General features: G+C 58.0%; 35 protein-coding genes. All 35 read right to left on the bottom strand.

Going from position 1 to position 24,886, the window contains the following annotated elements; all coding sequences use genetic code 11:
* Window positions 1-55: 55 nt before the first annotated feature.
* The 35 genes from bfr to rpoC all read right to left on the bottom strand — a co-directional run bounded on the left by bfr (window position 56) and on the right by rpoC (window position 24,884).
* Window positions 56-520, bottom strand: coding sequence for a bacterioferritin (bfr, locus tag ACYUME_RS02835; RefSeq protein ID WP_028690240.1), 465 nt, complete (start codon window positions 518-520; stop codon window positions 56-58).
* A 163-nt stretch (window positions 521-683) separates the two neighbouring features.
* Window positions 684-2,123: a catalase gene (locus ACYUME_RS02830; RefSeq protein WP_460417997.1), complete on the bottom strand. Its 1,440-nt coding sequence runs from the start codon at window positions 2,121-2,123 to the stop codon at window positions 684-686.
* Window positions 2,124-2,294: 171 nt separating this feature from the next.
* Window positions 2,295-2,681 carry a 50S ribosomal protein L17 gene (rplQ, locus tag ACYUME_RS02825; protein WP_003255451.1) on the bottom strand — a complete coding sequence of 129 codons (387 nt, stop codon included), beginning with the start codon at window positions 2,679-2,681 and terminating at the stop codon, window positions 2,295-2,297.
* Between the two features lie 42 nt (window positions 2,682-2,723).
* Window positions 2,724-3,725, bottom strand: coding sequence for a DNA-directed RNA polymerase subunit alpha (locus ACYUME_RS02820; protein WP_003255452.1), 1,002 nt, complete (start codon window positions 3,723-3,725; stop codon window positions 2,724-2,726).
* Window positions 3,726-3,747: 22 nt separating this feature from the next.
* Entirely contained in the window at window positions 3,748-4,368 is a 621-nt protein-coding gene (gene rpsD / locus ACYUME_RS02815) for a 30S ribosomal protein S4 (RefSeq protein WP_134693401.1), read from the bottom strand.
* Between the two features lie 15 nt (window positions 4,369-4,383).
* Window positions 4,384-4,773 (bottom strand): 30S ribosomal protein S11, encoded by a 390-nt coding sequence (gene rpsK / locus ACYUME_RS02810; protein ID WP_003255454.1) that lies wholly within the window; start codon window positions 4,771-4,773, stop codon window positions 4,384-4,386.
* An 18-nt stretch (window positions 4,774-4,791) separates the two neighbouring features.
* Window positions 4,792-5,148 (bottom strand): 30S ribosomal protein S13, encoded by a 357-nt coding sequence (gene rpsM, locus ACYUME_RS02805; protein WP_003255457.1) that lies wholly within the window; start codon window positions 5,146-5,148, stop codon window positions 4,792-4,794.
* Window positions 5,149-5,279: 131 nt separating this feature from the next.
* Window positions 5,280-5,396, bottom strand: a complete 117-nt coding sequence (gene rpmJ / locus ACYUME_RS02800; RefSeq protein WP_002555468.1) for a 50S ribosomal protein L36 — start codon at window positions 5,394-5,396, stop codon at window positions 5,280-5,282.
* A 29-nt stretch (window positions 5,397-5,425) separates the two neighbouring features.
* Window positions 5,426-6,757, bottom strand: coding sequence for a preprotein translocase subunit SecY (gene secY / locus ACYUME_RS02795; protein ID WP_003255459.1), 1,332 nt, complete (start codon window positions 6,755-6,757; stop codon window positions 5,426-5,428).
* Window positions 6,758-7,192, bottom strand: coding sequence for a 50S ribosomal protein L15 (gene rplO, locus ACYUME_RS02790; protein ID WP_011531896.1), 435 nt, complete (start codon window positions 7,190-7,192; stop codon window positions 6,758-6,760).
* Between the two features lie 3 nt (window positions 7,193-7,195).
* A complete protein-coding gene (gene rpmD / locus ACYUME_RS02785) occupies window positions 7,196-7,372 on the bottom strand; it encodes a 50S ribosomal protein L30 (RefSeq protein WP_011531895.1) in 177 nt (58 codons plus the stop codon).
* 2 nt (window positions 7,373-7,374) lie between these two features.
* Window positions 7,375-7,875, bottom strand: a complete 501-nt coding sequence (gene rpsE / locus ACYUME_RS02780; RefSeq protein WP_011531894.1) for a 30S ribosomal protein S5 — start codon at window positions 7,873-7,875, stop codon at window positions 7,375-7,377.
* Window positions 7,876-7,878: 3 nt separating this feature from the next.
* The gene (gene rplR / locus ACYUME_RS02775) at window positions 7,879-8,229 is read right to left on the bottom strand and encodes a 50S ribosomal protein L18 (RefSeq protein ID WP_011531893.1); all 351 of its coding nucleotides are present in this window, start codon (window positions 8,227-8,229) and stop codon (window positions 7,879-7,881) included.
* Between the two features lie 10 nt (window positions 8,230-8,239).
* Window positions 8,240-8,773 carry a 50S ribosomal protein L6 gene (rplF, locus tag ACYUME_RS02770; RefSeq protein WP_011531892.1) on the bottom strand — a complete coding sequence of 178 codons (534 nt, stop codon included), beginning with the start codon at window positions 8,771-8,773 and terminating at the stop codon, window positions 8,240-8,242.
* A 12-nt stretch (window positions 8,774-8,785) separates the two neighbouring features.
* On the bottom strand, window positions 8,786-9,178 hold the full coding sequence (rpsH, locus tag ACYUME_RS02765; RefSeq protein WP_134693400.1) for a 30S ribosomal protein S8: 393 nt from the start codon (window positions 9,176-9,178) through the stop codon (window positions 8,786-8,788).
* Window positions 9,179-9,387: 209 nt separating this feature from the next.
* Window positions 9,388-9,693 carry a 30S ribosomal protein S14 gene (gene rpsN, locus ACYUME_RS02760; RefSeq protein ID WP_279882975.1) on the bottom strand — a complete coding sequence of 102 codons (306 nt, stop codon included), beginning with the start codon at window positions 9,691-9,693 and terminating at the stop codon, window positions 9,388-9,390.
* A 13-nt stretch (window positions 9,694-9,706) separates the two neighbouring features.
* Entirely contained in the window at window positions 9,707-10,246 is a 540-nt protein-coding gene (gene rplE / locus ACYUME_RS02755) for a 50S ribosomal protein L5 (RefSeq protein WP_012316517.1), read from the bottom strand.
* Between the two features lie 20 nt (window positions 10,247-10,266).
* On the bottom strand, window positions 10,267-10,581 hold the full coding sequence (gene rplX, locus ACYUME_RS02750) for a 50S ribosomal protein L24 (protein ID WP_003255476.1): 315 nt from the start codon (window positions 10,579-10,581) through the stop codon (window positions 10,267-10,269).
* Window positions 10,582-10,592: 11 nt separating this feature from the next.
* A complete protein-coding gene (gene rplN / locus ACYUME_RS02745; RefSeq protein WP_008089810.1) occupies window positions 10,593-10,961 on the bottom strand; it encodes a 50S ribosomal protein L14 in 369 nt (122 codons plus the stop codon).
* Window positions 10,962-10,984: 23 nt separating this feature from the next.
* A complete protein-coding gene (rpsQ, locus tag ACYUME_RS02740) occupies window positions 10,985-11,251 on the bottom strand; it encodes a 30S ribosomal protein S17 (RefSeq protein ID WP_003255478.1) in 267 nt (88 codons plus the stop codon).
* A gap of 2 nt (window positions 11,252-11,253) precedes the next feature.
* Window positions 11,254-11,445: a 50S ribosomal protein L29 gene (rpmC, locus tag ACYUME_RS02735; protein WP_002555481.1), complete on the bottom strand. Its 192-nt coding sequence runs from the start codon at window positions 11,443-11,445 to the stop codon at window positions 11,254-11,256.
* Window positions 11,445-11,858, bottom strand: coding sequence for a 50S ribosomal protein L16 (rplP, locus tag ACYUME_RS02730; protein WP_009397508.1), 414 nt, complete (start codon window positions 11,856-11,858; stop codon window positions 11,445-11,447). The genes rpmC and rplP overlap by 1 nt, the downstream gene beginning before the upstream one ends.
* A 12-nt stretch (window positions 11,859-11,870) precedes the next feature.
* Complete coding sequence (gene rpsC, locus ACYUME_RS02725; protein ID WP_011531889.1) at window positions 11,871-12,557, bottom strand: 30S ribosomal protein S3; 687 nt, start codon at window positions 12,555-12,557, stop codon at window positions 11,871-11,873.
* Window positions 12,558-12,570: 13 nt separating this feature from the next.
* Window positions 12,571-12,903, bottom strand: coding sequence for a 50S ribosomal protein L22 (gene rplV / locus ACYUME_RS02720; protein WP_003103908.1), 333 nt, complete (start codon window positions 12,901-12,903; stop codon window positions 12,571-12,573).
* An 11-nt stretch (window positions 12,904-12,914) separates the two neighbouring features.
* Window positions 12,915-13,190 (bottom strand): 30S ribosomal protein S19, encoded by a 276-nt coding sequence (gene rpsS / locus ACYUME_RS02715; RefSeq protein WP_003255482.1) that lies wholly within the window; start codon window positions 13,188-13,190, stop codon window positions 12,915-12,917.
* A gap of 16 nt (window positions 13,191-13,206) precedes the next feature.
* Complete coding sequence (gene rplB / locus ACYUME_RS02710) at window positions 13,207-14,031, bottom strand: 50S ribosomal protein L2 (protein WP_016393391.1); 825 nt, start codon at window positions 14,029-14,031, stop codon at window positions 13,207-13,209.
* Window positions 14,032-14,045: 14 nt separating this feature from the next.
* Window positions 14,046-14,345 (bottom strand): 50S ribosomal protein L23, encoded by a 300-nt coding sequence (gene rplW, locus ACYUME_RS02705; RefSeq protein WP_003255484.1) that lies wholly within the window; start codon window positions 14,343-14,345, stop codon window positions 14,046-14,048.
* Window positions 14,342-14,944: a 50S ribosomal protein L4 gene (gene rplD / locus ACYUME_RS02700; RefSeq protein WP_003255485.1), complete on the bottom strand. Its 603-nt coding sequence runs from the start codon at window positions 14,942-14,944 to the stop codon at window positions 14,342-14,344. The genes rplW and rplD overlap by 4 nt, the downstream gene beginning before the upstream one ends.
* Window positions 14,945-14,956: 12 nt before the next feature.
* On the bottom strand, window positions 14,957-15,592 hold the full coding sequence (rplC, locus tag ACYUME_RS02695) for a 50S ribosomal protein L3 (protein WP_011531887.1): 636 nt from the start codon (window positions 15,590-15,592) through the stop codon (window positions 14,957-14,959).
* An 80-nt stretch (window positions 15,593-15,672) separates the two neighbouring features.
* Entirely contained in the window at window positions 15,673-15,984 is a 312-nt protein-coding gene (rpsJ, locus tag ACYUME_RS02690) for a 30S ribosomal protein S10 (RefSeq protein ID WP_003186070.1), read from the bottom strand.
* 141 nt (window positions 15,985-16,125) lie between these two features.
* Complete coding sequence (tuf, locus tag ACYUME_RS02685; RefSeq protein ID WP_182323863.1) at window positions 16,126-17,319, bottom strand: elongation factor Tu; 1,194 nt, start codon at window positions 17,317-17,319, stop codon at window positions 16,126-16,128.
* A gap of 27 nt (window positions 17,320-17,346) precedes the next feature.
* On the bottom strand, window positions 17,347-19,494 hold the full coding sequence (gene fusA / locus ACYUME_RS02680) for an elongation factor G (protein ID WP_054893561.1): 2,148 nt from the start codon (window positions 19,492-19,494) through the stop codon (window positions 17,347-17,349).
* Between the two features lie 30 nt (window positions 19,495-19,524).
* Window positions 19,525-19,995 (bottom strand): 30S ribosomal protein S7, encoded by a 471-nt coding sequence (gene rpsG, locus ACYUME_RS02675; protein WP_003246741.1) that lies wholly within the window; start codon window positions 19,993-19,995, stop codon window positions 19,525-19,527.
* 106 nt (window positions 19,996-20,101) lie between these two features.
* Entirely contained in the window at window positions 20,102-20,473 is a 372-nt protein-coding gene (gene rpsL, locus ACYUME_RS02670; protein ID WP_003255492.1) for a 30S ribosomal protein S12, read from the bottom strand.
* Between the two features lie 211 nt (window positions 20,474-20,684).
* Window positions 20,685-24,884, bottom strand: coding sequence for a DNA-directed RNA polymerase subunit beta' (rpoC, locus tag ACYUME_RS02665; protein ID WP_279882972.1), 4,200 nt, complete (start codon window positions 24,882-24,884; stop codon window positions 20,685-20,687).
* Window positions 24,885-24,886: the final 2 nt, after the last annotated feature.

Below are 24,886 nucleotides of genomic sequence, written 5' to 3'. Positions count from 1 at the left end.
AAACCCTGTGGGAGCGGGCGAGCCCGCTCCCACAGGGGCATCTGCAATAGCGAAATTACATCTGCGACTGCAGGTAGTTCTCCAGGCCAATGGCCTTGATCAGCCCCTGCTGCTTCTCCAGCCAGTAGGTGTGATCTTCTTCGGTATCGGCCAACTGCGCACGCAGGATGTCGCGGCTGATGTAGTCCTTGTGCAGCTCGCACAGTTCGATGCCCTTGCACAGCGCGGCGCGAACTTTGTACTCGAGCTTGAGATCAGCCTCGATCATCTCTGGCACGGTGCTGCCCACTTCCAGGTCGTCGGCGCGCATGTCCGGCGTGCCTTCGAGCATCAGGATGCGGCGCATCAGGGCATCGGCGTGCTGGGTCTCTTCCTCCATCTCGTGGTTGATGCGCTCGTAGAGCTTGGTCAGGCCCCAGTCTTCGTACATCCGCGAGTGAATGAAGTACTGATCGCGCGCTGCCAGTTCGCCCTTGAGCAACGTGACGAGATAGTTGATTACGTCCGGGTGACCTTGCATCGCCCTGCTTCTCCCTGTGAATACGTCAATGGGACATAGTGTGAACCAGGTTTTGCTCGCGGTCACTGAAAAACGCGCAATTAGAAGCAAAAAATCGGTTAAACAGTAGTGATATTCATTGAAAAACCGCCCAAATGAGGGCGGTTCTTCTTATCACTTCGACTCAGGCGAGATTCACGCCCAACGCCTTGGCGACTCCTTCTCCATAGGCCGGGTCAGCCTTGAAGAAGTACTGCAGCTGGCGCTGCACCACATCTTCGCTCACGCCCGCCATGGTTCCGGCGATGTTAGCGATCAACAGTGCCTTCTGCTCGGCGCTCATCAGACGGAACAGCGCGCCGGCGTGGCTGTAGTAGTCGTCGTCCTCACGGTGATCGTAGCGATCCGCCGAGCCACTCAGGGCCAGCGCGGGCTCCGCGTGGCGTGGCGACTGCTTCGCCGCGCTAGCGTAGCTGTTGGGCTCGTAGTTCGGCGCGCTGCCGTAGCTGCCAGTGGCCATGGAGCCATCGCGCTGGTAGCTGTTCACCGGGCAGCGCGGCGCATTGACCGGCAGCTGCTGGTGATTGGTACCCACACGGTAGCGGTGCGCATCGGCATAGGCGAAGACCCGGCCCTGCAACATGCGATCCGGCGACAGGCCGACGCCCGGGACCATGTTGCTGGGGCCGAACGCCGCCTGCTCGACTTCGGCGAAGTAATTGAGTGGGTTGCGGTTAAGCTCCAGCACGCCAACTTCGATCAGCGGGTATTCCTTCTGCGACCAGGTCTTGGTCACATCGAATGGGTTCTCTGCCCGGGCGGCCGCTTCGGCTTCGCTCATGACCTGGATGCACACGGTCCAACGCGGGAAGTCGCCACGCTCGATGGCCTCGAACAGGTCACGCTGGGCGTAGTCCGGATCGGTGCCGGCCAGGCGGGCGGCGTCGGCCGGCGCCAGGTTCTTGATGCCCTGCTGAGTCTTGAAGTGCCATTTGACCCAGGTGCGCTCGCCCTTGGCGTTGATCAGGCTGTAGGTGTGGCTGCCGAAACCATGCATGTGTCGGTAGCCGTCCGGGATACCGCGGTCGGAGAACAGGATGGTGACCTGGTGCAAGGCTTCGGGAGAATGCGACCAGAAGTCCCACATCATCTGGGCGTTCTTCAGATTGCTCTGCGGGTGGCGCTTCTGGGTGTGAATGAAGTCAGGGAACTTCAACGGGTCACGGATGAAGAATACCGGGGTGTTGTTGCCGACGATGTCCCAGTTGCCTTCCTCGGTATAGAACTTAACCGCGAAGCCACGTGGATCACGCTCGGTATCGGCGGAGCCGCGCTCGCCACCGACCGTGGAGAAGCGCAGGAAGGTTTCGGTGCGCTTGCCGATGGCATCGAACAGCTTGGCACTGGTATAGCCGCTGATATCACGGGTGACGGTGAAGGTACCGTAGGCGCCGGAGCCCTTGGCATGTACGCGGCGCTCAGGGATGTTCTCGCGGTTGAAGTGGGCCAGCTTCTCGATCAGATGGAAGTCGTCGAGCAGCAGCGGGCCACGTGGGCCGGCGGAACGGGAATTCTGGTTGTCAGCAACGGGGGCACCGCTGGCGGTGGTGAGAATCTTGCTCATGGGCTCTCCTTATCGGGTCTCGAACTGCCGGCTAATCGGCTTGGAGAGAGTATTGACGAGCAGTGTTACAAGAACAAATTCATTAAGTGACTTGTATCAATAGAAAATAACAATTCACCAGACAACAAAAAACCGGGCCTAGGCCCGGTTTCTTGTAGCAGACAGAACGTCTTACTCGGCAGCTTCTACAGCACCACCGACCGGACGATCAACCAGCTCGACGTACGCCATAGGCGCGTTGTCGCCAGCGCGGAAACCGCACTTCAGGATGCGCAGGTAGCCGCCCTGACGGGTGGCGTAACGCTTGCCCAGGTCGTTGAACAGTTTGCCAACGGCGGACTTCGAACGGGTACGGTCGAAGGCCAGACGACGGTTGGCTACGCTGTCTTCCTTGGCCAGGGTGATCAGCGGCTCGGCAACGCGGCGCAGTTCCTTGGCTTTCGGCAGGGTGGTTTTGATCAGCTCGTGCTCGATCAGCGACACTGCCATGTTCTGGAACATAGCCTTGCGGTGAGAGCTGGTACGGCTCAGGTGACGTCCACTTTTACGATGACGCATGATTCATTCCTTACCAAACACTACGTTCGGTGATTACGACGATCAGGCAGTCGCCTTGTCGTCTTTCTTAAGACTTGCAGGCGGCCAGTTGTCGAGGCGCATGCCGAGAGACAGACCACGGGAGGCCAGGACGTCCTTGATTTCGGTCAGGGACTTCTTGCCCAGGTTAGGAGTCTTCAACAGCTCTACTTCGGTACGCTGAATCAGGTCGCCGATGTAGTAGATGTTCTCCGCCTTGAGGCAGTTGGCCGAACGTACGGTCAGTTCCAGGTCGTCAACCGGGCGCAGCAGGATCGGATCGATCTCGTCTTCCTGCTCGACCACGACCGGCTCGCTGTCACCTTTGAGGTCGACGAACGCGGCCAGCTGCTGTTGCAGGATGGTCGCGGCGCGGCGGATAGCCTCTTCAGGGTCCAGGGTGCCGTTGGTTTCCAGATCGATGACCAGCTTGTCCAGGTTGGTACGCTGTTCAACACGGGCGTTCTCGACCACGTAGGCGATACGACGCACCGGGCTGAACGAAGCGTCCAGCTGAAGACGGCCAATGCTGCGGCTTTCGTCCTCGTCGGTTTGACGGGAGTCGGCCGGCTCGTAACCGCGACCACGAGCTACGGTGAGCTTCATGTTCAGGGCGCCGTTGGACGCCAGGTTCGCGATTACGTGATCGGGGTTGACGATCTCGACATCGTGATCCAGCTGAATATCGGCAGCGGTAACCACCCCCGAACCCTTTTTCGACAAGGTCAGCGTAACTTCGTCACGACCGTGCAGCTTGATAGCCAGGCCTTTCAGGTTCAACAGGATTTCAATGACGTCTTCCTGTACACCTTCGATCGCGGAGTACTCGTGGAGTACGCCATCGATCTCGGCCTCGACTACTGCACAGCCAGGCATGGAGGACAACAGGATGCGGCGCAGCGCGTTGCCCAGGGTATGGCCGAAGCCACGCTCGAGAGGCTCGAGCGTGATCTTGGCGCGGGTTGGACTGACAACCTGCACATCGATGTGGCGGGGTGTCAGAAACTCATTTACCGAAATCTGCATGGATGCACCTATTTTCTAGCCCTTACTTGGAGTAGAGCTCGACAATCAGGTTTTCGTTGATGTCGGCGGACAGGTCGCTACGAGCAGGAACGTTCTTGAAAACGCCCGACTTCTTAGCAGCATCCACGTCAACCCACTCAACGCGGCCACGCTGCGCGCACAGTTCAAGGGCTTGAACAATGCGCAGCTGGTTCAGCGACTTCTCGCGAACTGCGACCACGTCACCCGGACGAACTTGGTAGGATGGAATGTTTACGGTCTTGCCGTTAACGCTGATCGCCTTGTGCGAAACCAGCTGACGGGACTCGGAACGGGTGGAACCGAAGCCCATACGGTAAACGACGTTGTCCAGACGGCACTCGAGCATCTGCAGCAGGTTCTCACCGGTGGCGCCTTTCTTCGAGGCTGCCGCTTGGTAGTAACCGCGGAATTGACGCTCCAGTACACCGTAGATACGACGGACTTTTTGTTTCTCGCGCAGCTGGGTACCGTAGTCGGACTGACGGCCACGGCGCTGGCCGTGGATACCTGGGGCTGCTTCGATGTTGCACTTCGATTCCAGAGCGCGAACGCCGCTCTTCAGGAACAGGTCAGTGCCTTCACGGCGAGACAGTTTGCATTTTGGACCAATGTAACGTGCCATTTATCTGTCTCCTGATTACACGCGACGCTTCTTCGGCGGACGGCACCCGTTGTGCGGGATTGGCGTCACGTCGGTGATGCTGGCGATCTTGTAGCCGCAGCTGTTCAGTGCACGAACGGCGGACTCACGACCTGGACCTGGACCCTTGACGTTGACGTCGAGGTTCTTCAGACCATATTCCAGCGCAGCTTGACCAGCACGCTCGGCAGCGATCTGGGCTGCGAACGGGGTGGATTTGCGCGAACCACGGAAACCGGAACCACCGGAGGTAGCCCAGGACAGTGCGTTGCCCTGACGGTCGGTGATGGTCACGATGGTGTTGTTGAAAGACGCATGGATGTGGGCGATGCCATCAACCACTGTCTTTTTGACTTTTTTACGAGGACGAGCAGCAGGTTTTGCCATGTCTATATTCCTGGGCGATTACTTGCGGATCGGCTTACGCGGGCCCTTACGGGTGCGTGCGTTGGTCTTGGTGCGCTGACCGCGAACCGGCAGACCTTTACGATGACGCAGGCCGCGGTAGCAACCCAGGTCCATCAAGCGCTTGATCTTCATGTTGATGTCACGACGCAGGTCACCTTCGGTGGTGAACTTCGCGACTTCGCCACGCAGGGTTTCGATTTGCTCGTCGCTCAGATCCTTGATCTTAGCGGCTGGGTTTACACCAGCATCCGCACAGATTTTCTGTGCAGTAGTGCGACCGACACCATAGATGTAGGTCAGCGAGATAACAGTATGCTTGTTATCTGGAATGTTGACGCCTGCAATACGGGCCATTCAGTGGGACTCCAATTGACAGCTACCTACGCCCCGGAAGCCAAGAAATAGGGCGCGAGATAATATCGCTGTAGAAACGAATAATCAACCCAGCAGCACACTAGCTGCTGGGTTTGAAACGCGGATCACACTCAGCCTTGGCGCTGCTTGTGACGCGGTTCCGCGCTGCAGATCACGCGAACGACGCCTTCGCGACGAATGATCTTGCAGTTGCGGCACAGCTTTTTCACCGATGCACGAACTTTCATTACCGACTCCTCGAACCTTAGGAGGTCTATCAGCGCAGCAAGCCGCTGCCGCCGTAGCCTTTCAGGTTGGCTTTCTTCATCAGGGATTCGTACTGGTGCGAAACGAGGTGCGATTGTACTTGGGACATGAAGTCCATCACAACCACTACCACAATCAGCAACGAGGTCCCGCCAAGGTAGAACGGCACGTTTGCTGCCACCACCAGGAACTGGGGCAGAAGGCAGACGGCCATCATGTAAAGAGCACCGAACATGGTCAGACGAGTCAGAACGCCATCAATGTAGCGCGCCGACTGCTCACCAGGACGGATACCCGGAATAAAGGCACCGGACTTCTTCAGGTTTTCCGCTACGTCTTTCGGGTTGAACATCAACGCTGTGTAGAAGAAGCAGAAGAAAATGATCCCTGCACTAAACAGCAGAATGTTCAACGGCTGACCAGGAGCGATCGACTGCGAGATGTCCTGCAGCCAGCCCATACCTTCGGACTGACCGAACCAGGCACCCAGCGAAGCCGGGAACAGCAGGATGCTGCTCGCGAAAATGGCCGGGATTACGCCCGCCATGTTCACCTTCAGCGGCAAGTGGCTGGTCTGCGCAGCGAAAACCTTGCGGCCCTGCTGACGCTTGGCGTAGTGAACGGCGATACGACGCTGACCACGCTCAATGAACACCACGAAACCGATAATCGCTACTGCCAGCAAACCGATAGCGACCAGGGCGAAGATATTGATATCGCCTGTACGCGCAGACTCGAAAGACTGCCCGATTGCTCTCGGAAGACCGGCAACGATACCTGCGAAGATCAACATCGAGATACCGTTGCCCACACCGCGCTCAGTGATCTGCTCGCCCAGCCACATCATGAACATCGCGCCCGCCACGAAGGTCGAGACGGCGACGACATGGAAGCCGAGGCCAGCAGAAAACGCCACGCCCTGGTTGGCCAGACCAATGGACATGCCAATGGCTTGAACCAGCGCCAGGATAACGGTGCCGTAGCGGGTGTACTGGCTGATCTTGCGACGGCCAGCTTCACCTTCCTTCTTCAACTGCTCCAGCTGCGGGCTGACAGCGGTCATGAGCTGCATGATGATCGACGCCGAGATGTACGGCATGATCCCCAATGCAAAGATGCTCATGCGCTCCAGCGCGCCGCCGGAAAACATGTTGAACAAGCTAAGAATGGTCCCCTCATTCTGCCGGAACAGATCCGCGAGACGGTCCGGGTTAATGCCTGGTACCGGGATGTGCGCGCCAATCCGATAGACGATGATCGCCATGAACAGAAAGCGCAGACGAGCCCAGAGTTCCGACATCCCGCCCTTACCGAGCGAAGAGAGAGCACCTTGCTTAGCCATTTATTCCTCGAACTTGCCGCCAGCTGCTTCGATAGCCGCACGTGCACCTTTGGTGACGGCGATACCCTTGAGGGTGACTGCGCGAGTGACTTCGCCCGACAGCATGATTTTCACGCGCTGTACGTGCTGACCGATCACGTTGGCGTCCTTGAGGGACTGAACGGTGATCAGATCGCCTTCCACCTTGGCCAGCTCGGACAGACGCACTTCAGCGCGGTCCATGGCTTTCAGGGAAACGAAGCCGAACTTCGGCAGGCGACGGTGCAGCGGCTGTTGACCGCCTTCGAAGCCTGGAGCGATGGAGCCACCGGAACGGGAGGTCTGACCTTTGTGGCCGCGGCCACCGGTCTTACCCAGACCGCTACCGATACCACGGCCCGGACGGTGCTTCTCGCGACGGGAACCCGGCGCTGGACTCAGATCATTGAGTTTCATCGATTAACCCTCGACCTTCAGCATGTAGTAGGCCTTGTTGATCATCCCGCGGTTCTCGGGAGTATCCTGGACTTCTACAGTGTGACCGATGCGACGCAGACCCAGACCCTTAACGCACAGCTTGTGGTTAGGGATACGGCCCGAGACGCTCTTGATCAGCGTTACTTTTACGGTTGCCATGATCAGAAGATCTCCTCGACAGTCTTGCCGCGCTTGGCAGCAATGGACTCAGGGGATTGCATGGCTTTCAGACCCTTGAAGGTGGCGTGAACCACGTTCACCGGGTTGGTCGAGCCGTAGCACTTGGCCAGGACGTTCTGGACGCCAGCGACTTCCAGGACGGCACGCATTGCGCCACCGGCGATGATACCGGTACCTTCCGAGGCAGGCTGCATGTAGACCTTCGAGGCGCCGTGGGCGGCCTTGGTGGCGTACTGCAGGGTGGTGCCTTTCAGGTCGACCTGAATCATGTTGCGGCGAGCAGCTTCCATGGCTTTCTGGATCGCGGCTGGTACTTCGCGCGATTTGCCACGGCCAAAGCCAACACGACCCTTGCCATCACCTACCACGGTCAGCGCGGTGAAGGTGAAGATACGGCCGCCTTTTACGGTTTTGGCTACGCGGTTAACTTGAACCAGCTTCTCGATGTAGCCTTCGTCGCGCTTTTGATCGTTATTTGCCATAACTTAGAACTCCAGCCCGCCTTCACGAGCAGCATCAGCCAGCGCCTTGACGCGGCCGTGGTACTTGAAGCCGGAACGGTCAAAGGCAACTTGAGATACACCGGCGGCTTTCGCACGCTCAGCTACCAGCTTGCCAACCTTAGTGGCCGCGTCGATGTTGCCGGTGGCGCCATCACGCAGTTCTTTGTCCAAGGTCGAGGCGCTTGCCAGAACCTTGCTGCCGTCGGCCGAAATGACCTGGGCGTAGATGTGCTGCGAGGAGCGGAACACGCACAGACGCACGGCTTCGAGCTCGTGCATTTTCAGGCGTGCTTTGCGAGCGCGACGCAGTCGAGTAACTTTTTTGTCGGTCATTTGCTAGGCCCTACTTCTTCTTGGCTTCTTTACGACGGACTACTTCGTCCGCGTAACGCACACCCTTGCCCTTGTAAGGCTCTGGCGGACGGAAACCGCGGACTTCAGCGGCCACCTGACCTACCAGCTGCTTGTCGATACCCTTGATCAGGATGTCGGTCTGGCTAGGGGTTTCAGCGGTGATACCGGCTGGCAGTTCGTAATCCACTGGGTGCGAGAAGCCCAGAGCCAGGTTCAGGACGGTGCCCTTGGCCTGTGCCTTGTAACCAACACCGACCAGCTGGAGCTTGCGCTCGAAGCCTTGGCTTACGCCCTGGACCATGTTGTTCACCAGGGCGCGGGTGGTACCGGCCATGGCGCGAGCTTGCTGGTCACCGTTGCGAGCGGAGAAACGCAGCTCACCAGCTTCTTCGGTAACTTCAACAGACGAGTGAACGTTCAGTTCGAGAGTGCCCTTGGCACCCTTCACCGAAAGCTGCTGGCCGGCGAATTTGACTTCGACGCCTGCTGGCAGCTTAACGGGGTTCTTAGCGACGCGAGACATGCCTATCTCCCCTTAGAACACTGTGCACAGAACTTCGCCGCCGACACCGGCAGCGCGCGCAGCGCGGTCAGTCATCACACCTTTGTTGGTGGAGACGATAGACACGCCCAGACCGCCGCGTACTTTCGGCAGCTCGGTAACGGCCTTGTACTGGCGCAGGCCAGGACGGCTGGTACGCTTCAGTTCCTCGATGACCGGACGGCCTTCGAAGTACTTCAGTTCGATCGACAGGGAAGGCTTGGCTTCGCCGGTGACTTCGTAGCCAGCGATGTAACCTTCGTCTTTCAGTACTTTGGCAACCGCGACCTTCAGGGTGGAGGAAGGCATGCTTACGACAGACTTTTCAGCCATCTGGGCATTACGGATGCGAGTTAGCATGTCCGCTAACGGGTCCTGCATACTCATGGGCTAGATGCTCCTGATACAAGAATTATTAGCCTTGCGGCTATCACAACCACCCGAGCAGGCAGGGCAAAAAACCCAGGCTCAGGTGAGCCGGTCATTCTAGACACAAGGCAGAAACGAAACAAGCCCCATATAGGGGCTTGTTTCTTTGCGAGGTCACCGGCGGTCGGAAGATCACTCCCCTCGCGCCGGCGGTCACGCCAACCGGATTACCAGCTGGCCTTGACCAGACCTGGCACGTCACCGCGCATGGCGGCTTCGCGCAGCTTGTTACGGCCGAGGCCGAACTTGCGGTACACGCCGTGCGGACGGCCGGTGATGCGGCAACGGTTACGCAGGCGCGCGGCGCTGGCGTCACGTGGTTGCTTCTGCAGGGCGACAACGGCAGCGAAACGCTCTTCAGGAGAGGCGTTCAGGTTGACGATGGTCGCTTTCAGCTCAGCACGCTTCTTAGCGAACTTGGCTACCGTGAGCTGACGCTTCAGCTCGCGGTTTTTCATGCTCTTCTTGGCCATTTTCCTACTCCAATCAGTTGCGGAACGGGAACTTGAAAGCACGCAGCAGAGCGCGGCCTTCGTCGTCCGAACGAGCAGTGGTGGTCAGGGTGATGTCCAAACCGCGCAGAGCATCGATCTTGTCGTAATCGATTTCCGGGAAGATGATCTGCTCTTTCACGCCCATGCTGTAGTTGCCACGACCGTCGAAGGACTTGGCATTCAGGCCGCGGAAGTCGCGAACCCGTGGCAGGGAGATCGCCAGCAGGCGGTCCAGGAACTCGTACATCTTTTCGCGACGCAGGGTCACCTTGACACCGATCGGCCAGCCTTCACGGACTTTGAAGCCCGCGATGGATTTACGAGCGAAAGTCACGACCGGCTTTTGACCGGTGATCTTTTCCAGGTCGGCAACAGCGTGCTCGATGACTTTCTTGTCGCCGATCGCTTCGCCCAGACCCATGTTCAGGGTGATTTTGGTAACGCGCGGAACTTCCATCACGTTCGACAGCTTAAGTTCTTCCTTAAGCTTAGGAGCGATTTCGTTCCGGTAAATCTCTTTCAGTCGTGCCATGGTCTTCTACCTAGCAGTGTTCAAGCATCAACCGCTTTTTGGGTCGACTTGAAGACACGAATTTTTTTACCGTCTTCTACTTTGAAACCAACGCGGTCAGCCTTGTTGGTTTCGCCGTTGAAGATGGCGACGTTGGAAGCGTGCAGTGGCGCTTCTTTCTCGACGATACCGCCCTGGACGCCCGCCATCGGGTTAGGCTTGGTGTGGCGCTTGACCAGGTTGACACCACCGATGACCAGACGGTCGTCAGCGAGAACCTTCAGCACCTTACCGCGCTTACCTTTGTCTTTGCCGGCGATCACGATGATCTCGTCGTCACGACGAATCTTTTGCATGTCGGATCTCCTTAGAGCACTTCAGGGGCGAGCGAGACGATCTTCATGAACTTCTCGGTACGAAGTTCACGGGTCACTGGCCCGAAGATGCGAGTACCGATCGGCTCTTGCTTGGTGTTCAGCAGAACAGCAGCGTTGCCGTCGAAACGAATGATGGAACCGTCAGCGCGACGTACACCGTGGCGGGTACGGACGACAACAGCGGTCATCACCTGGCCTTTCTTGACCTTACCGCGCGGAATTGCTTCCTTGACGGTTACTTTGATGATGTCACCGATACCGGCGTAACGGCGGTGGGAACCGCCGAGCACCTTGATGCACATGACGCGACGAGCGCCGCTGTTATCGGCCACATCGAGCATGGATTGAGTCTGAATCATAAAATTTCTCCGACCCCTAGCCCTTAGACTTCAACAGCGCGTTCGAGGACTTCAACCAGTGCCCAGGACTTGGTCTTGGCCAGCGGACGGGTTTCACGGATGGAAACCTTGTCGCCGATCTTGCACTGGTTGGCTTCGTCGTGCGCGTGCAGCTTAGTCGAACGCTTAACGTATTTACCGTAGATCGGGTGCTTGACGCGACGCTCGATCAGAACGGTGATGGTCTTGTCCATTTTGTCGCTGACGACACGGCCAGTCAGCGTACGGACGGTTTTTTCAGCTTCAGCCATGATCACTTACCTGCCTGCTGGTTGAGCACAGTTTTCACGCGAGCGATGTCACGCTTAACTTGCGAGAGCAGGTGCGACTGCCCCAACTGGCCAGTTGCTTTCTGCATGCGCAGATTGAACTGGTCGCGCAGCAAGCCGAGCAGTTGCTCATTCAGTTGCTGTGCGGATTTTTCACGAAGTTCATTCGCTTTCATCACATCACCGTCCGCTTAACAAAGGAGGTGGCGAGAGGCAGCTTTGCAGCGGCCAGGGCGAAAGCTTCGCGCGCCAGCTCTTCAGAAACACCCTCGATCTCGTACAGGACTTTGCCTGGCTGAATCTGGGCAACCCAGTATTCCACGGAACCCTTACCTTTACCCATACGAACCTCGAGAGGCTTCTTGGTAACCGGCTTGTCCGGGAAGACACGGATCCAGATCTTGCCGCCACGTTTTACGTGACGGGTCAGGGCACGACGTGCCGACTCGATCTGGCGAGCGGTGAGACGACCGCGGGCGACAGCTTTCAGAGCGAACTCGCCGAAGCTGACCTTGCTACCGCGCAGTGCCAGACCACGGTTGTGGCCGGTCATCTGCTTGCGGAATTTTGTACGCTTTGGTTGCAACATTTGGCGTACCCCTTACTTAGCAGCTTTTTTACGAGGCGCTGGTGCTTGAGGCTTCAGCTCTTCCTGGCGACCACCAATTACTTCGCCTTTGAAGATCCAAACCTTCACACCGATCACACCGTAGGTGGTGTGAGCTTCGTAGGTGTTGTAGTCGATATCGGCACGCAGGGTGTGCAGAGGCACACGACCTTCGCGATACCACTCGGTACGTGCGATCTCGGCACCGCCGAGACGACCGCTCACCTGGATCTTGATGCCCTTGGCACCAATACGCATGGCGTTCTGCACGGCGCGCTTCATGGCGCGACGGAACATAACGCGGCGCTCCAGCTGCTGGGCAACGCTCTGAGCAACCAGCATAGCGTCGAGTTCCGGCTTGCGGATCTCTTCGATGTTGATGTGCACAGGCACACCCATCTGCTTGGTCAGGTCCTGACGCAGCTTCTCAACATCTTCACCTTTCTTGCCGATAACGATACCGGGACGAGCGGTGTGGATGGTGATGCGTGCAGTTTGAGCCGGACGATGAATATCGATACGGCTTACGGACGCGCTTTTTAGTTTGTCCTGGAGGTACTCGCGAGTTTGCAGATCCTTCAGCAGGTAATCTGCGTAAGTCGCGCCGTCTGCGTACCAGACGGAGGTGTGCTCCTTGACGATTCCCAGGCGAATGCCAGTGGGATGTACTTTCTGACCCATCTGATCGACTCCGTTACTTGTCCGCAACCTTGACAGTGATATGGCAAGACCGCTTGACGATGCGATCAGCACGGCCTTTGGCACGTGGCATGATGCGCTTCAGCGAACGCCCTTCGTTGACGAAGACGGTGGAGACCTTCAGGTCATCAACGTCTGCGCCTTCGTTGTGTTCGGCGTTGGCAACGGCCGACTCGAGGACTTTCTTCATGATTTCAGCGGCTTTTTTGCTGCTGAAGGCCAACAGGTTGAGCGCTTCGCCCACCTTCTTCCCGCGGATCTGGTCGGCGACCAAGCGGGCTTTCTGGGCGGAGATGCGAGCGCCCGACAACTTAGCGGCTACTTCCATTTCCTTACCCCTTAACGCTTGGCTTTCTTGTCAGCCACGTGCCCACGATAAGTGCGGGTACCGGCGAACTCGCCCAGTTTGTGGCCGACCATGTCTTCGTTCACGAGAACTGGGACATGTTGACGACCGTTGTGTACCGCGATGGTCAGACCGACCATTTGTGGCAGGATCATCGAACGGCGCGACCAGGTTTTAACTGGCTTGCGATCGTTCTTCTCCACCGCCACTTCGACCTTCTTCAGCAGGTGAAGATCGATAAAAGGACCTTTTTTCAGAGAACGTGGCACTGTCGTATCCCTCTAGTTACTTGCGACGACGGACGATCATGTTGTCGGTACGCTTATTACCACGGGTTTTAGCACCCTTGGTTGGGAAGCCCCATGGCGATACCGGATGACGACCACCGGAGGTACGACCTTCACCACCACCATGCGGGTGGTCAACCGGGTTCATGGCAACGCCACGAACGGTTGGGCGAACGCCGCGCCAGCGTTTGGCACCAGCTTTACCCAGCGAACGCAGGCTGTGCTCGGAGTTCGAGACTTCGCCCAGGGTCGCACGGCACTCAGCCAGGACTTTACGCATTTCACCAGAGCGCAGACGCAGGGTCACATAGACACCGTCGCGAGCGATCAGCTGAGCCGAAGCACCAGCGGAACGAGCGATCTGAGCACCTTTACCCGGCTTCAGTTCGATGCCGTGAATGGTGCTACCTACTGGGATGTTGCGCAGCTGCAGGGAGTTACCGGCCTTGATTGGGGCCAGGGCACCTGCGATCAGCTGGTCGCCAGCGCTCACGCCTTTAGGGGCGATGATGTAGCGACGCTCACCGTCTGCGTAGCACAGCAGGGCGATGTGAGCAGTACGGTTCGGGTCGTATTCGATACGCTCGACAGTGGCAGGGATGCCATCTTTGTCGTTGCGACGGAAGTCAACCAGACGGTAATGCTGCTTATGACCACCACCAACGTGACGAGTGGTGATGCGGCCATTGTTGTTACGACCACCAGACTTCGATTTTTTCTCGAGCAGCGGTGCGTGAGGAGCGCCTTTGTGCAGCTCCTTGTTGACCACCTTGACCACAAAACGGCGGCCAGGGGAAGTCGGTTTGCATTTAACGATTGCCATGATGCACCCCTTCCTTACTCAGCACTGCTGCTGAAATCGAGATCTTGGCCTGGCTGAAGGGAGACGATCGCCTTCTTCCAGTCATTGCGCTTGCCCAGACCACGTGCGGTACGCTTGGTTTTACCCAGAACGTTAACAGTCGACACGTTTTCAACTTTTACGTTGAACAGGCCTTCGACAGCTTTCTTGATTTCCAGCTTGGTTGCATCGGTAGCAACCTTGAATACGAACTGGCCTTTTTTCTCAGCCAGAACGGTAGCCTTCTCGGAAACGTGCGGGCCAAGGAGGACTTTGAATACGCGTTCCTGGTTCATCCCAGCAGCTCCTCGAATTTCTTCACGGCCGAGACAGTGATCAACACTTTCTCGTATGCGATCAGACTGACCGGGTCGGAACCTTGAACGTCACGTACATCGACGTGCGGCAGGTTGCGAGCAGCCAGGTACAGGTTCTGATCAACAGCATCCGAAACGATGAGAACATCGCTCAGACCCATGCCGTTCAGCTTGTTCAGCAGGTCTTTGGTTTTCGGGGCTTCAACAGCGAAGTCCTGAACCACGACCAGACGGTCGCTACGCACCAGCTCAGCGAGGATGGAGCGCAGGGCTGCGCGGTACATCTTCTTGTTGAGCTTCTGCGAGTGATCCTGAGGACGAGCTGCGAAGGTTACACCACCGCCACGCCAGATCGGACCACGGGTAGTACCAGCACGAGCGCGACCAGTACCTTTCTGACGCCATGGGCGCTTACCGCCACCGGCTACATCAGAACGGGTCTTCTGCTGCTTGGTGCCCTGACGGCCGCCGGCCATGTAGGCCACGACTGCTTGGTGTACCAGCGTCTCGTTGAATTCGCCACCGAAGGTCAGTTCGGAAACTTCGATCGCCTGAGCGTCATTTACATTGAGTTGCATGTCAGTTTCCCCTTAACCGCGAGCCTTGACAGCCGGACGCACGACCACGTCGCCGCCAGTAGCGCCTGGGACGGCACCCTTGATCAGCAGCAGGTTGCGTTCAGCGTCTACGCGTACTACTTCCAGGGACTGAACAGTCACGCGCTCGGCGCCCATGTGACCGGACATCTTCTTGCCCTTGAATACACGACCAGGAGTCTGGCACTGGCCGATGGAGCCAGGGACACGGTGCGATACGGAGTTACCGTGGGTGTTGTCTTGACCACGGAAGTTCCAACGCTTGATGGTACCGGCGAAGCCTTTACCTTTGGACTGACCGGTTACGTCTACCAGCTGGCCTGCAGTGAAGAGTTCAGCTTTGATCAGATCGCCAGCCTGGAAATCGCCTTCTTCAAGACGGAACTCCCAGACACCGCGACCAGCGGCAACGTTGGCCTTGGCAAAGTGGCCTGCCTGAGCGGCAGTCACGCGCGAAGCACGACGCTCGCCGACAGTGACTTGCACTGCACGGTAGCCATCAGTTTCTTCGGTTTTGAACTGGGTGACACGATTCGGCTCGATCTCGATGACCGTGACCGGAATGGAGACACCTTCTTCGGTGAAAATACGGGTCATGCCCGCTTTTCGACCGACTACACCAATAGTCATGTTGTAAACCTCATGAGTGTACGGGGCTTTCACCCGCTATGGCCGCCCATTTCAGAGCGTTACACGACCAGACCGGAGTCTTAGCCGAGGCTGATCTGCACTTCCACGCCTGCCGCGAGATCAAGCTTCATCAGCGCATCAACGGTTTTATCCGTTGGCTGGACGATGTCCAGAACACGCTTATGAGTGCGAATCTCGTACTGGTCACGCGCGTCTTTGTTGACGTGCGGAGAGACCAGAACGGTGAAACGCTCTTTGCGGGTTGGCAGTGGAATTGGACCACGCACTTGTGCACCAGTACGTTTCGCGGTTTCCACGATTTCCTGGGTGGATTGGTCGATCAGGCGATGGTCGAAAGCCTTCAACCTGATACGGATTTGCTGATTTTGCATTGGATTTCAGACTCCAGGCTGTTCCCATCGGGCGCACTACGCCCGTTAAAAGGAGGCGTGATTCTATAGACGCCCCAATTTAGTGTCAACCCAATAAAAAAAACCCCCGCTGAGCGGGGGTTTTTTCAACCGATCGAGTGATTACTCGATGATTTTGGCTACGACGCCGGCGCCGACGGTACGACCGCCTTCACGGATGGCGAAGCGCAGACCGTCTTCCATCGCGATGGTCTTGATCAGGGTGACAGTCATCTGAATGTTGTCACCTGGCATTACCATTTCAACGCCTTCCGGCAGTTCGCAGTTACCGGTCACGTCAGTGGTACGGAAGTAGAACTGAGGACGGTAGCCTTTGAAGAACGGAGTGTGACGGCCGCCTTCTTCCTTCGACAGGACGTAGACTTCTGCGGTGAACTTGGTGTGCGGCTTGACCGAACCTGGCTTGACCAGAACCTGGCCACGCTCAACGTCGTCACGCTTGGTACCACGCAGCAGGACGCCGCAGTTCTCGCCAGCACGACCTTCGTCCAGCAGCTTGCGGAACATCTCAACGCCGGTGCAGGTGGTGGTGGTGGTGTCACGCAGACCAACGATTTCCAGCGGATCCTGAACGCGGACGATACCACGCTCGATACGGCCGGTAACAACGGTACCACGACCCGAGATCGAGAATACGTCTTCGATCGGCATCAGGAACGGCTGGTCGATGGCACGAACTGGCTCAGGGATGTAGGCATCCAGAGTTTCAACCAGCTTCTTGACAGCGCTGGTACCCATTTCGTTGTCGTCTTTGCCTTCCAGCGCCATACGAGCCGAACCGATGATGATCGGGGTGTCGTCGCCTGGGAAGTCGTAGGTGGACAGCAGGTCGCGAACTTCCATCTCGACCAGTTCCAGCAGCTCAGCGTCGTCTACCAGGTCAGCCTTGTTCAGGAAGACCACGATGTACGGAACGCCTACCTGACGGGACAGCAGGATGTGCTCACGGGTTTGTGGCATCGGACCATCGGCGGCCGAGCAAACCAGGATCGCGCCGTCCATCTGGGCAGCACCGGTGATCATGTTCTTCACGTAGTCAGCGTGACCTGGGCAGTCAACGTGAGCGTAGTGACGAATGTTCGAGTTGTACTCGACGTGAGCGGTGTTGATGGTGATACCGCGCGCTTTTTCTTCCGGAGCCGAGTCGATCTTGTCGAACTCAACGACTGCCGAACCGAATACTTCGGAGCAGACGCGAGTCAGAGCTGCGGTCAGAGTGGTCTTACCGTGGTCAACGTGGCCGATGGTGCCGACGTTAACGTGGGGAAGGGAACGATCAAATTTTTCTTTAGCCACGACAGTGAACCTCTTGCCTAAAGGGGATTAGCCTTGTTTTTTAACGAGTGCTTCGACGATGTTCGACGGAGCTTCGGCGTATTTGGAGAATTCCATGGAGTAGCTTGCGCGACCCTGAGACATGGAACGAACGTCGGTTGCGTAACCGAACATCTCTCCGAGCGGTACCTCAGCAGTGATTACCTTGCCGGACACCGAGTCTTCATTACCCTGGATCATCCCGCGACGACGGCTCAGGTCACCCATCACGTCACCCAGGTAGTCTTCCGGGGTTACAACTTCGACCTTCATGATCGGCTCAAGCACCACGCCACCGCCCTTCTGGGCCAGTTGCTTGGTCGCCATCGAAGCGGCGATCTTGAACGCCATTTCGTTGGAGTCGACGTCGTGGTACGAACCGTCGAATACCGTAGCCTTCAGGCCGAGCAGCGGATAGCCGGCAACAACGCCGTTTTTCATCTGCTCTTCGATACCCTTCTGGATCGGGGCGATGAATTCCTTAGGAATCACACCACCAACGACTTCGTTGGTGAACACCAGACCTTCGGTGATGTTGCCCTTCTCGTCAACGTCCGGCTCCGAGAAGCGGATCCAGCAGTGACCGAACTGACCACGACCACCCGACTGACGAACGAACTTGCCTTCGATCTCGACGTTGGACTTGGTGATCTTCTCGCGGTACGAAACCTGCGGCTTGCCGACGTTGCACTCGACGTTGAACTCGCGCTTCATGCGGTCAACGAGGATGTCCAGGTGCAGCTCACCCATACCGGAGATGATGGTCTGACCGGTTTCTTCATCGGTCTTGACGCGGAACGACGGGTCTTCCTGGGCCAGCTTGCCCAGTGCGATACCCATCTTCTCCTGGTCAGCCTTGGTTTTCGGCTCTACGGAGAGCGAAATTACCGGCTCAGGGAAGTCCATACGCTCGAGGATGATCGGCTTGTCGGCGTTGCACAGGGTGTCACCGGTGGTGACGTCCTTCATGCCGATCAGAGCAGCGATGTCGCCAGCGCGCACTTCTTTGATCTCTTCACGCTGGTTGGCGTGCATCTGCACCATACGACCAACGCGCTCTTTCTTGCCCTTGACCGAGTTGATGACGGAGTCACCGGAGGTCAGGAAGCCCGAGTAGACGCGGACGAAAGTCAGAGTACCCACGAACGGGTCAGTGGCAATCTTGAACGCCAGAGCCGAGAACGGCTCGTTGTCGTCAGCAGGACGCTCGTCGTACTGCTCTGGAGTGACTTCATCCTTCGGCACGTCGATCAGGTCAGGGTGAATACCCTTGATCGCCGGGATTTCGGTCGGAGCAGGCAGGAAGTCGATGACGGCGTCGAGAACCAGGGGAACGCCCTTGTTCTTGAACGAGGAACCGCAGACAGCAGGAACGATCTCGCTCGCCAGGGTACGGGCGCGCAGACCAGCCTTGATGTCTTCGACGGACAGGTCACCTTCTTCAAGGTACTTGTTCATCAGCTCTTCGTTGGCCTCGGCAGCAGCCTCGACCATGTTGCTGCGCCATTCGTTGGCCAGGTCCACCAGCTCGGCAGGAATCTCTTCCTCACGGTAGGTAGTACCCTTGTCGTCGTCGTTCCAGTAGATGGCTTTCATCTTGATCAGGTCAACCTGACCCTGGAAGTCGTCTTCCGCACCGATAGCCAGCTGGACCGGAACCGGGGTGTGACCCAAGCGGTTCTTGATCTGGCCGACAACGCGCAGGAAGTTGGCACCAGCACGGTCCATCTTGTTCACGTAGACAACACGTGGAACGCCGTACTTGTTGGCCTGACGCCATACGGTTTCGGACTGCGGCTCAACACCGGAGGTACCGCAGAACACAACGACCGCGCCGTCGAGTACGCGCAGCGAACGCTCTACTTCAATGGTGAAGTCAACGTGGCCGGGGGTATCGATGACGTTTACGCGGTAGTTGTCGTACTGACCACGGGAACCTTTCCAGAAGGTGGTAACGGCAGCGGAGGTAATGGTGATACCGCGCTCCTGCTCCTGCACCATCCAGTCGGTGGTCGCGGCGCCGTCGTGCACCTCGCCCATCTTGTGGCTCAGACCTGTGTAGAACAGGATCCGCTCGGTAGTGGTAGTCTTGCCCGCATCAACGTGCGCGCAGATACCGATGTTACGGTAGCGGTTAATTGCTGTAGTACGAGCCATAAAGCCCTCGCAAAAAGATTGATGCTTGAATTAGAAGCGGTAGTGCGAGAACGCTTTGTTGGCCTCGGCCATACGGTGCACGTCTTCACGCTTCTTGACTGCAGCACCCTTGCCTTCGGCAGCATCCAGCAGCTCACCGGCCAGGCGCAGAGCCATCGACTTCTCGCCGCGCTTGCGGGCGTAGTCTACGAGCCAGCGCATTGCCAGAGCGTTACGACGGGACGGACGAACTTCAACCGGAACCTGGTAAGTGGCACCGCCGACACGGCGGGACTTTACTTCGACCAGCGGAGCGATGGCGTCGAGAGCTTTCTCGAAGATTTCCAGGGGGTCGCTGTTCTTGCGTGCTTTGACAGTATCCAGGGCACCGTAGACGATGCGCTCGGCTACGGCCTTCTTGCCGCTTTCCATCACGTGGTTCATGAACTTGGCGAGAATCTGGGATCCGTACTTCGGATCGTCGAGAATCTCACGTTTTGCTGCTACACGACGTCTTGGCATGATAAGCCCTCAAACGGTCTTCAGGTTAGCCCGGGACGTGGGTCTTCGACCCCTGCCCGACCTTACTCTTATCGACTCAAAAAAATGGATGTCTGCAAACGACCGATTACTTCGGACGCTTGGTACCGTACTTCGAACGACCCTGGTTACGGCCTTTGACGCCCGAAGTATCCAGAGAGCCGCGAACGGTGTGGTAACGAACACCTGGCAAGTCTTTTACACGGCCGCCACGGATCAGGACGACGCTGTGCTCTTGCAGGTTGTGGCCTTCACCGCCGATGTACGAGGAAACCTCGAAACCGTTGGTCAGACGCACACGGCATACTTTACGCAGTGCCGAGTTAGGTTTTTTCGGCGTGGTGGTGTACACGCGGGTGCACACGCCACGACGCTGCGGGCAGTTCTGCAGCGCAGGAACGTCGGACTTTTCGACCGAACGCTTACGCGGCTGACGTACCAGCTGGTTGATAGTTGCCATCTACTAGCTCCACTGATTGTCTTGCGACTCTATTGTCTTGCAAGAAAGCCAAAAATTGGCGAGACGGAGCCTCACCAAATTTAAGGGTACAAAAGTCTAAAGAGGATCTTGCACCCAGTCAAGACGAGGCCCCGGCCCTCCTCGCCCGGTCATCGGCAACAATTCATGTCACCGATACCCTTGCGAGACGTGCCGGGGCCCTGCCCTGTACTCAGTTACCGCTGGAGTTCAGCGCTTCGGTCAGTGCGGCTTCCACCTCACTGGCGCTCACACGCAGCGGCTTGTCGGCATCACGGCGACGCTTGCGCTCGCTGTGATAGGCCAGACCGGTACCGGCCGGGATCAGACGACCCACGACCACGTTCTCTTTCAGGCCGCGCAGATAGTCGCGCTTGCCGGTTACCGCCGCTTCGGTCAGTACGCGGGTGGTTTCCTGGAAGGAAGCCGCGGAGATGAACGACTCGGTCGACAGCGACGCCTTGGTGATACCCAGCAGCACACGGGTGAACTTCGAGATGAACTTGTCTTCGCTGGCGAGACGCTCGTTCTCGACCAGAACCTGAGTCAGTTCCATCTGGTCGCCCTTGATGAAGCTGGAATCGCCGGACTCGGAGATCTCGACCTTGCGCAGCATCTGACGCAGGATGGTCTCGATGTGCTTGTCGTTGATCTTCACGCCCTGCAGGCGGTAAACGTCCTGGATCTCGTTGACGATGTACTTGGCCAGCGCGCTCACACCCAGCAGACGCAGGATGTCGTGCGGATCGCTCGGGCCGTCGGAGATAACTTCGCCGCGGTTTACCTGTTCGCCTTCGAAGACGTTCAGGTGGCGCCACTTCGGAATCAGCTCTTCGTACGGATCGCTGCCATCGGTCGGGGTGATGACCAGACGACGCTTGCCCTTGGTTTCTTTACCGAAGGCAATGGTGCCGCTGACTTCAGCCAGGATCGAGGCTTCTTTCGGACGACGCGCTTCGAACAGGTCGGCAACGCGCGGCAGACCACCGGTGATGTCACGGGTCTTCGACGTTTCTTGCGGAATACGCGCGATAACGTCACCGACACCGATCTGGGCACCGTCAGCCACACCGACGAGGGCGTTGGCCGGCAGGAAGTACTGAGCAGGTACGTCGGTACCTGGCAGGTACAGGTCCTTGCCAGCAGCATCGACCATCTTGATCGCCGGACGGATTTCCTTGCCTGCGGCAGGGCGATCCTTGACGTCCATCACTTCGATGTTGGTCAGGCCGGTCAGTTCGTCGGTCTGACGCTTGATGGTGATGTTTTCTTCCATGCCCACGAAGGTCACGGTACCTTTCAGTTCGGTAACGATCGGGTGGGTGTGCGGGTCCCACTTGGCGACGATGGCGCCAGCTTCGACCTTCTCACCTTCCTTGACCGAAATCACCGCACCGTAAGGCAGCTTGTAGCGCTCACGCTCACGACCGAATTCGTCGGCAATGGCCAGCTCGCCGGAACGCGACACGGCAACCAGGTTGCCATCGGCACGCTCGACCTGCTTCAGGTTGTGCAGACGCACCATACCGCCGTTCTTCACCTGGACGCTGTCGGCAGCCGAAGTACGGCTTGCAGCACCACCGATGTGGAACGTACGCATGGTCAGCTGGGTACCCGGCTCACCGATCGACTGGGCAGCGATAACGCCGACAGCTTCACCGATGTTCACCTGGTGACCGCGAGCCAGGTCGCGACCGTAGCACTTGGCGCAGATGCCGTAGCGGGTTTCGCAGCTGATCGGCGAACGCACGACCACTTCGTCGATGCTGTTCAGCTCGATGAACTCGACCCACTGCTCGTCCACCAGGGTACCGGCCGGAACGATGACGTCCTCGGTGCCTGGCTTGAACACGTCACGGGCAATGACACGACCCAGTACGCGCTCACCCAGCGGCTCGACAACGTCGCCGCCTTCGATGTGCGGGGTCATCAGCAGACCCTGGTCGGTGCCGCAGTCGATCTCGGTCACGACCAGATCCTGCGCCACGTCTACCAGACGACGGGTCAGGTAACCGGAGTTCGCGGTCTTCAGTGCGGTATCCGCCAGACCTTTACGAGCACCGTGGGTCGAGATGAAGTACTGCAGTACGCTCAGACCTTCACGGAAGTTCGCGGTGATCGGCGTCTCGATGATCGAGCCGTCCGGCTTGGCCATCAGACCACGCATACCGGCCAGCTGACGAATCTGGGCCGCGGAACCACGAGCACCGGAGTCGGCCATCATGTACATCGAGTTGAAGGACTCTTGCTCGACTTCCTTGCCCTCGCGATCGATGACCTTCTCTTTCGAGAGGTTGGCCATCATCGCCTTGGACACTTCGTCGTTGGCCTTGGACCACAAGTCGATGACCTTGTTGTACTTCTCGCCCTGGGTGACCAGGCCGGAGGCGTACTGGCTCTCGATTTCCTTCACTTCGTCGGTGGCGCTGTTGATGATGCGCGCTTTCTCATCAGGGATAACGAAGTCGTTAACACCGATGGAAACACCGGAAATGGTCGAGTAGGCGAAACCGGTGTACATCAGCTGGTCAGCGAAGATCACGGTCTCTTTCAGACCCACCACGCGGTAGCACTGGTTGATCAGCTTGGAGATCGCCTTCTTCTTCATCGGCTGGTTGACGACGTCGAACGGCAGGCCTGCCGGTACAACCTGGAACAGCAGCGCACGGCCGACAGTGGTGTCGACGATGCGGGTGTTCTTGGTGATGCTGCCATCGCGATCTTTCACGGTTTCGTTGATACGAACCTTGATTTTCGCGTGCAGGGCGGCTTCGCCGGCGCGGAATACGCGGTCGACTTCCTGCAGGTCGGCGAACACGCGACCTTCGCCCTTGGCGTTGATGGCTTCACGGGTCATGTAGTACAGACCCAGTACCACGTCCTGCGACGGAACGATGATTGGCTCACCGTTGGCTGGCGACAGGATGTTGTTGGTCGACATCATCAGCGCGCGCGCTTCGAGCTGGGCTTCCAGGGTCAGCGGCACGTGAACGGCCATCTGGTCACCGTCGAAGTCGGCGTTGTACGCGGCGCAGACCAGCGGGTGCAGCTGGATGGCCTTACCTTCGATCAGTACCGGTTCAAAGGCCTGGATACCCAGACGGTGCAGGGTTGGCGCACGGTTGAGCAGGACGGGGTGTTCGCGGATCACCTCGGCGAGAACGTCCCATACCTCTGGCAGCTCGCGCTCGACCATCTTCTTGGCGGCCTTGATGGTGGTCGCCAGACCACGCATTTCCAGCTTGCCGAAAATGAACGGCTTGAACAGCTCGAGGGCCATCTTCTTCGGCAGACCGCACTGGTGCAGACGCAGGGTCGGACCGACGGTAATTACCGAACGGCCGGAGTAGTCCACACGCTTACCGAGCAAGTTCTGACGGAAGCGACCTTGCTTACCTTTGATCATGTCGGCCAGCGACTTCAGCGGACGCTTGTTCGAGCCGGTGATGGCGCGACCGCGACGGCCGTTGTCGAGCAGGGCGTCGACCGCTTCCTGCAGCATGCGCTTTTCGTTGCGCACGATGATGTCCGGCGCCGACAGATCGAGCAGGCGCTTCAGACGGTTGTTACGGTTGATCACCCGACGATACAGGTCGTTCAGGTCGGAGGTCGCGAAGCGGCCGCCATCCAGCGGCACCAGCGGACGCAGATCCGGCGGCAGCACTGGCAGGACGGTCAGGACCATCCACTCAGGCAGGTTGCCCGAACCCTGGAAAGCTTCCATCAGCTTCAGGCGCTTGGACAGCTTCTTGATCTTGGTTTCCGAGTTGGTCTGCGGAATCTCTTCGCGCAGGCGGCCGATCTCGTGCTCCAGGTCGATAGCGTGCAGCAGCTCGCGGACAGCCTCGGCACCCATGCGGGCGTCGAAGTCGTCACCGAACTCTTCCAGCGCTTCAAAGTACTGTTCGTCGTTCAGCAGCTGACCTTTTTCCAGCGTGGTCATGCCCGGGTCGATAACGACGTAGCTCTCGAAGTAGAGCACGCGCTCGATATCACGCAGGGTCATGTCCATCAGCAGGCCGATACGGGACGGCAGCGACTTCAGGAACCAGATGTGGGCGACCGGCGAGGCCAGTTCGATGTGCGCCATGCGCTCACGACGAACCTTGGCCAGGGCAACTTCAACGCCGCACTTCTCGCAGATCACACCGCGGTGCTTGAGGCGCTTGTACTTGCCGCACAGGCACTCGTAGTCCTTGACTGGGCCAAAGATCTTGGCGCAGAACAGGCCGTCACGCTCAGGTTTGAACGTACGGTAGTTGATGGTTTCCGGCTTCTTAACTTCACCGAACGACCACGAACGGATCATTTCAGGCGACGCCAGACCGATGCGGATGGCGTCGAACTCTTCGACTTGACCCTGGTTTTTCAGCAAATTCAGTAGGTCTTTCAAGG

Source organism: Pseudomonas sp. microsymbiont 2 (genome assembly GCF_054788395.1).
The sequence above is the reverse complement of the archived record's forward strand: the minus strand, read 5'-3'. Positions and strand labels throughout refer to the sequence as shown.

Excerpts from the sequence above, each read along its gene's own strand:
- ACYUME_RS02830 (WP_460417997.1), bottom strand. The coding sequence starts at position 2,123 with ATGAGCAAGATTCTCACCACCGCCAGCGGTGCCCCCGTTGCTGACAAC.
- rpsG (WP_003246741.1), bottom strand. The coding sequence starts at position 19,995 with ATGCCAAGACGTCGTGTAGCAGCAAAACGTGAGATTCTCGACGATCCG.
- rplW (WP_003255484.1), bottom strand. The coding sequence starts at position 14,345 with ATGAACCAGGAACGCGTATTCAAAGTCCTCCTTGGCCCGCACGTTTCC.
- rplV (WP_003103908.1), bottom strand. The coding sequence starts at position 12,903 with ATGGAAGTAGCCGCTAAGTTGTCGGGCGCTCGCATCTCCGCCCAGAAA.
- rpsL (WP_003255492.1), bottom strand. The coding sequence starts at position 20,473 with ATGGCAACTATCAACCAGCTGGTACGTCAGCCGCGTAAGCGTTCGGTC.
- rpsC (WP_011531889.1), bottom strand. The coding sequence starts at position 12,557 with ATGGGTCAGAAAGTACATCCCACTGGCATTCGCCTGGGAATCGTCAAG.
- fusA (WP_054893561.1), bottom strand. The coding sequence starts at position 19,494 with ATGGCTCGTACTACAGCAATTAACCGCTACCGTAACATCGGTATCTGC.
- rplN (WP_008089810.1), bottom strand. The coding sequence starts at position 10,961 with ATGATTCAGACTCAATCCATGCTCGATGTGGCCGATAACAGCGGCGCT.
- rpmJ (WP_002555468.1), bottom strand. The coding sequence starts at position 5,396 with ATGAAAGTTCGTGCATCGGTGAAAAAGCTGTGCCGCAACTGCAAGATC.
- rplB (WP_016393391.1), bottom strand. The coding sequence starts at position 14,031 with ATGGCAATCGTTAAATGCAAACCGACTTCCCCTGGCCGCCGTTTTGTG.
- rplO (WP_011531896.1), bottom strand. The coding sequence starts at position 7,192 with ATGAAACTCAATGATCTGAGTCCAGCGCCGGGTTCCCGTCGCGAGAAG.
- rpsN (WP_279882975.1), bottom strand. The coding sequence starts at position 9,693 with ATGGCCAAGAAGAGCATGAAAAACCGCGAGCTGAAGCGTCAGCTCACG.
- rpmD (WP_011531895.1), bottom strand. The coding sequence starts at position 7,372 with ATGGCAACCGTAAAAGTAACGCTGATCAAGAGCGTCTCGGGCCGTATC.
- rpsD (WP_134693401.1), bottom strand. The coding sequence starts at position 4,368 with ATGGCACGTTACATTGGTCCAAAATGCAAACTGTCTCGCCGTGAAGGC.
- ACYUME_RS02820 (WP_003255452.1), bottom strand. The coding sequence starts at position 3,725 with ATGCAGATTTCGGTAAATGAGTTTCTGACACCCCGCCACATCGATGTG.
- rpsE (WP_011531894.1), bottom strand. The coding sequence starts at position 7,875 with ATGGCAAATAACGATCAAAAGCGCGACGAAGGCTACATCGAGAAGCTG.
- rpsM (WP_003255457.1), bottom strand. The coding sequence starts at position 5,148 with ATGGCCCGTATTGCAGGCGTCAACATTCCAGATAACAAGCATACTGTT.
- rpsK (WP_003255454.1), bottom strand. The coding sequence starts at position 4,773 with ATGGCAAAACCTGCTGCTCGTCCTCGTAAAAAAGTCAAAAAGACAGTG.
- rplR (WP_011531893.1), bottom strand. The coding sequence starts at position 8,229 with ATGACCGACAAAAAAGTTACTCGACTGCGTCGCGCTCGCAAAGCACGC.
- rpsQ (WP_003255478.1), bottom strand. The coding sequence starts at position 11,251 with ATGGCTGAAGCTGAAAAAACCGTCCGTACGCTGACTGGCCGTGTCGTC.
- rplQ (WP_003255451.1), bottom strand. The coding sequence starts at position 2,681 with ATGCGTCATCGTAAAAGTGGACGTCACCTGAGCCGTACCAGCTCTCAC.
- bfr (WP_028690240.1), bottom strand. The coding sequence starts at position 520 with ATGCAAGGTCACCCGGACGTAATCAACTATCTCGTCACGTTGCTCAAG.
- rplP (WP_009397508.1), bottom strand. The coding sequence starts at position 11,858 with ATGTTGCAACCAAAGCGTACAAAATTCCGCAAGCAGATGACCGGCCAC.
- rplD (WP_003255485.1), bottom strand. The coding sequence starts at position 14,944 with ATGCAACTCAATGTAAATGACGCTCAGGCGATCGAAGTTTCCGAACTG.
- rplX (WP_003255476.1), bottom strand. The coding sequence starts at position 10,581 with ATGCAAAAGATTCGTCGTGACGACGAGATCATCGTGATCGCCGGCAAA.
- rplF (WP_011531892.1), bottom strand. The coding sequence starts at position 8,773 with ATGTCTCGCGTCGCTAAGAACCCCGTTAAGCTGCCAGCAGGCGTCGAA.
- rpmC (WP_002555481.1), bottom strand. The coding sequence starts at position 11,445 with ATGAAAGCGAATGAACTTCGTGAAAAATCCGCACAGCAACTGAATGAG.
- rplC (WP_011531887.1), bottom strand. The coding sequence starts at position 15,592 with ATGACTATTGGTGTAGTCGGTCGAAAAGCGGGCATGACCCGTATTTTC.
- rpsH (WP_134693400.1), bottom strand. The coding sequence starts at position 9,178 with ATGAGTATGCAGGACCCGTTAGCGGACATGCTAACTCGCATCCGTAAT.
- rpsJ (WP_003186070.1), bottom strand. The coding sequence starts at position 15,984 with ATGCAAAATCAGCAAATCCGTATCAGGTTGAAGGCTTTCGACCATCGC.
- secY (WP_003255459.1), bottom strand. The coding sequence starts at position 6,757 with ATGGCTAAGCAAGGTGCTCTCTCTTCGCTCGGTAAGGGCGGGATGTCG.
- rplE (WP_012316517.1), bottom strand. The coding sequence starts at position 10,246 with ATGGCACGACTGAAAGAGATTTACCGGAACGAAATCGCTCCTAAGCTT.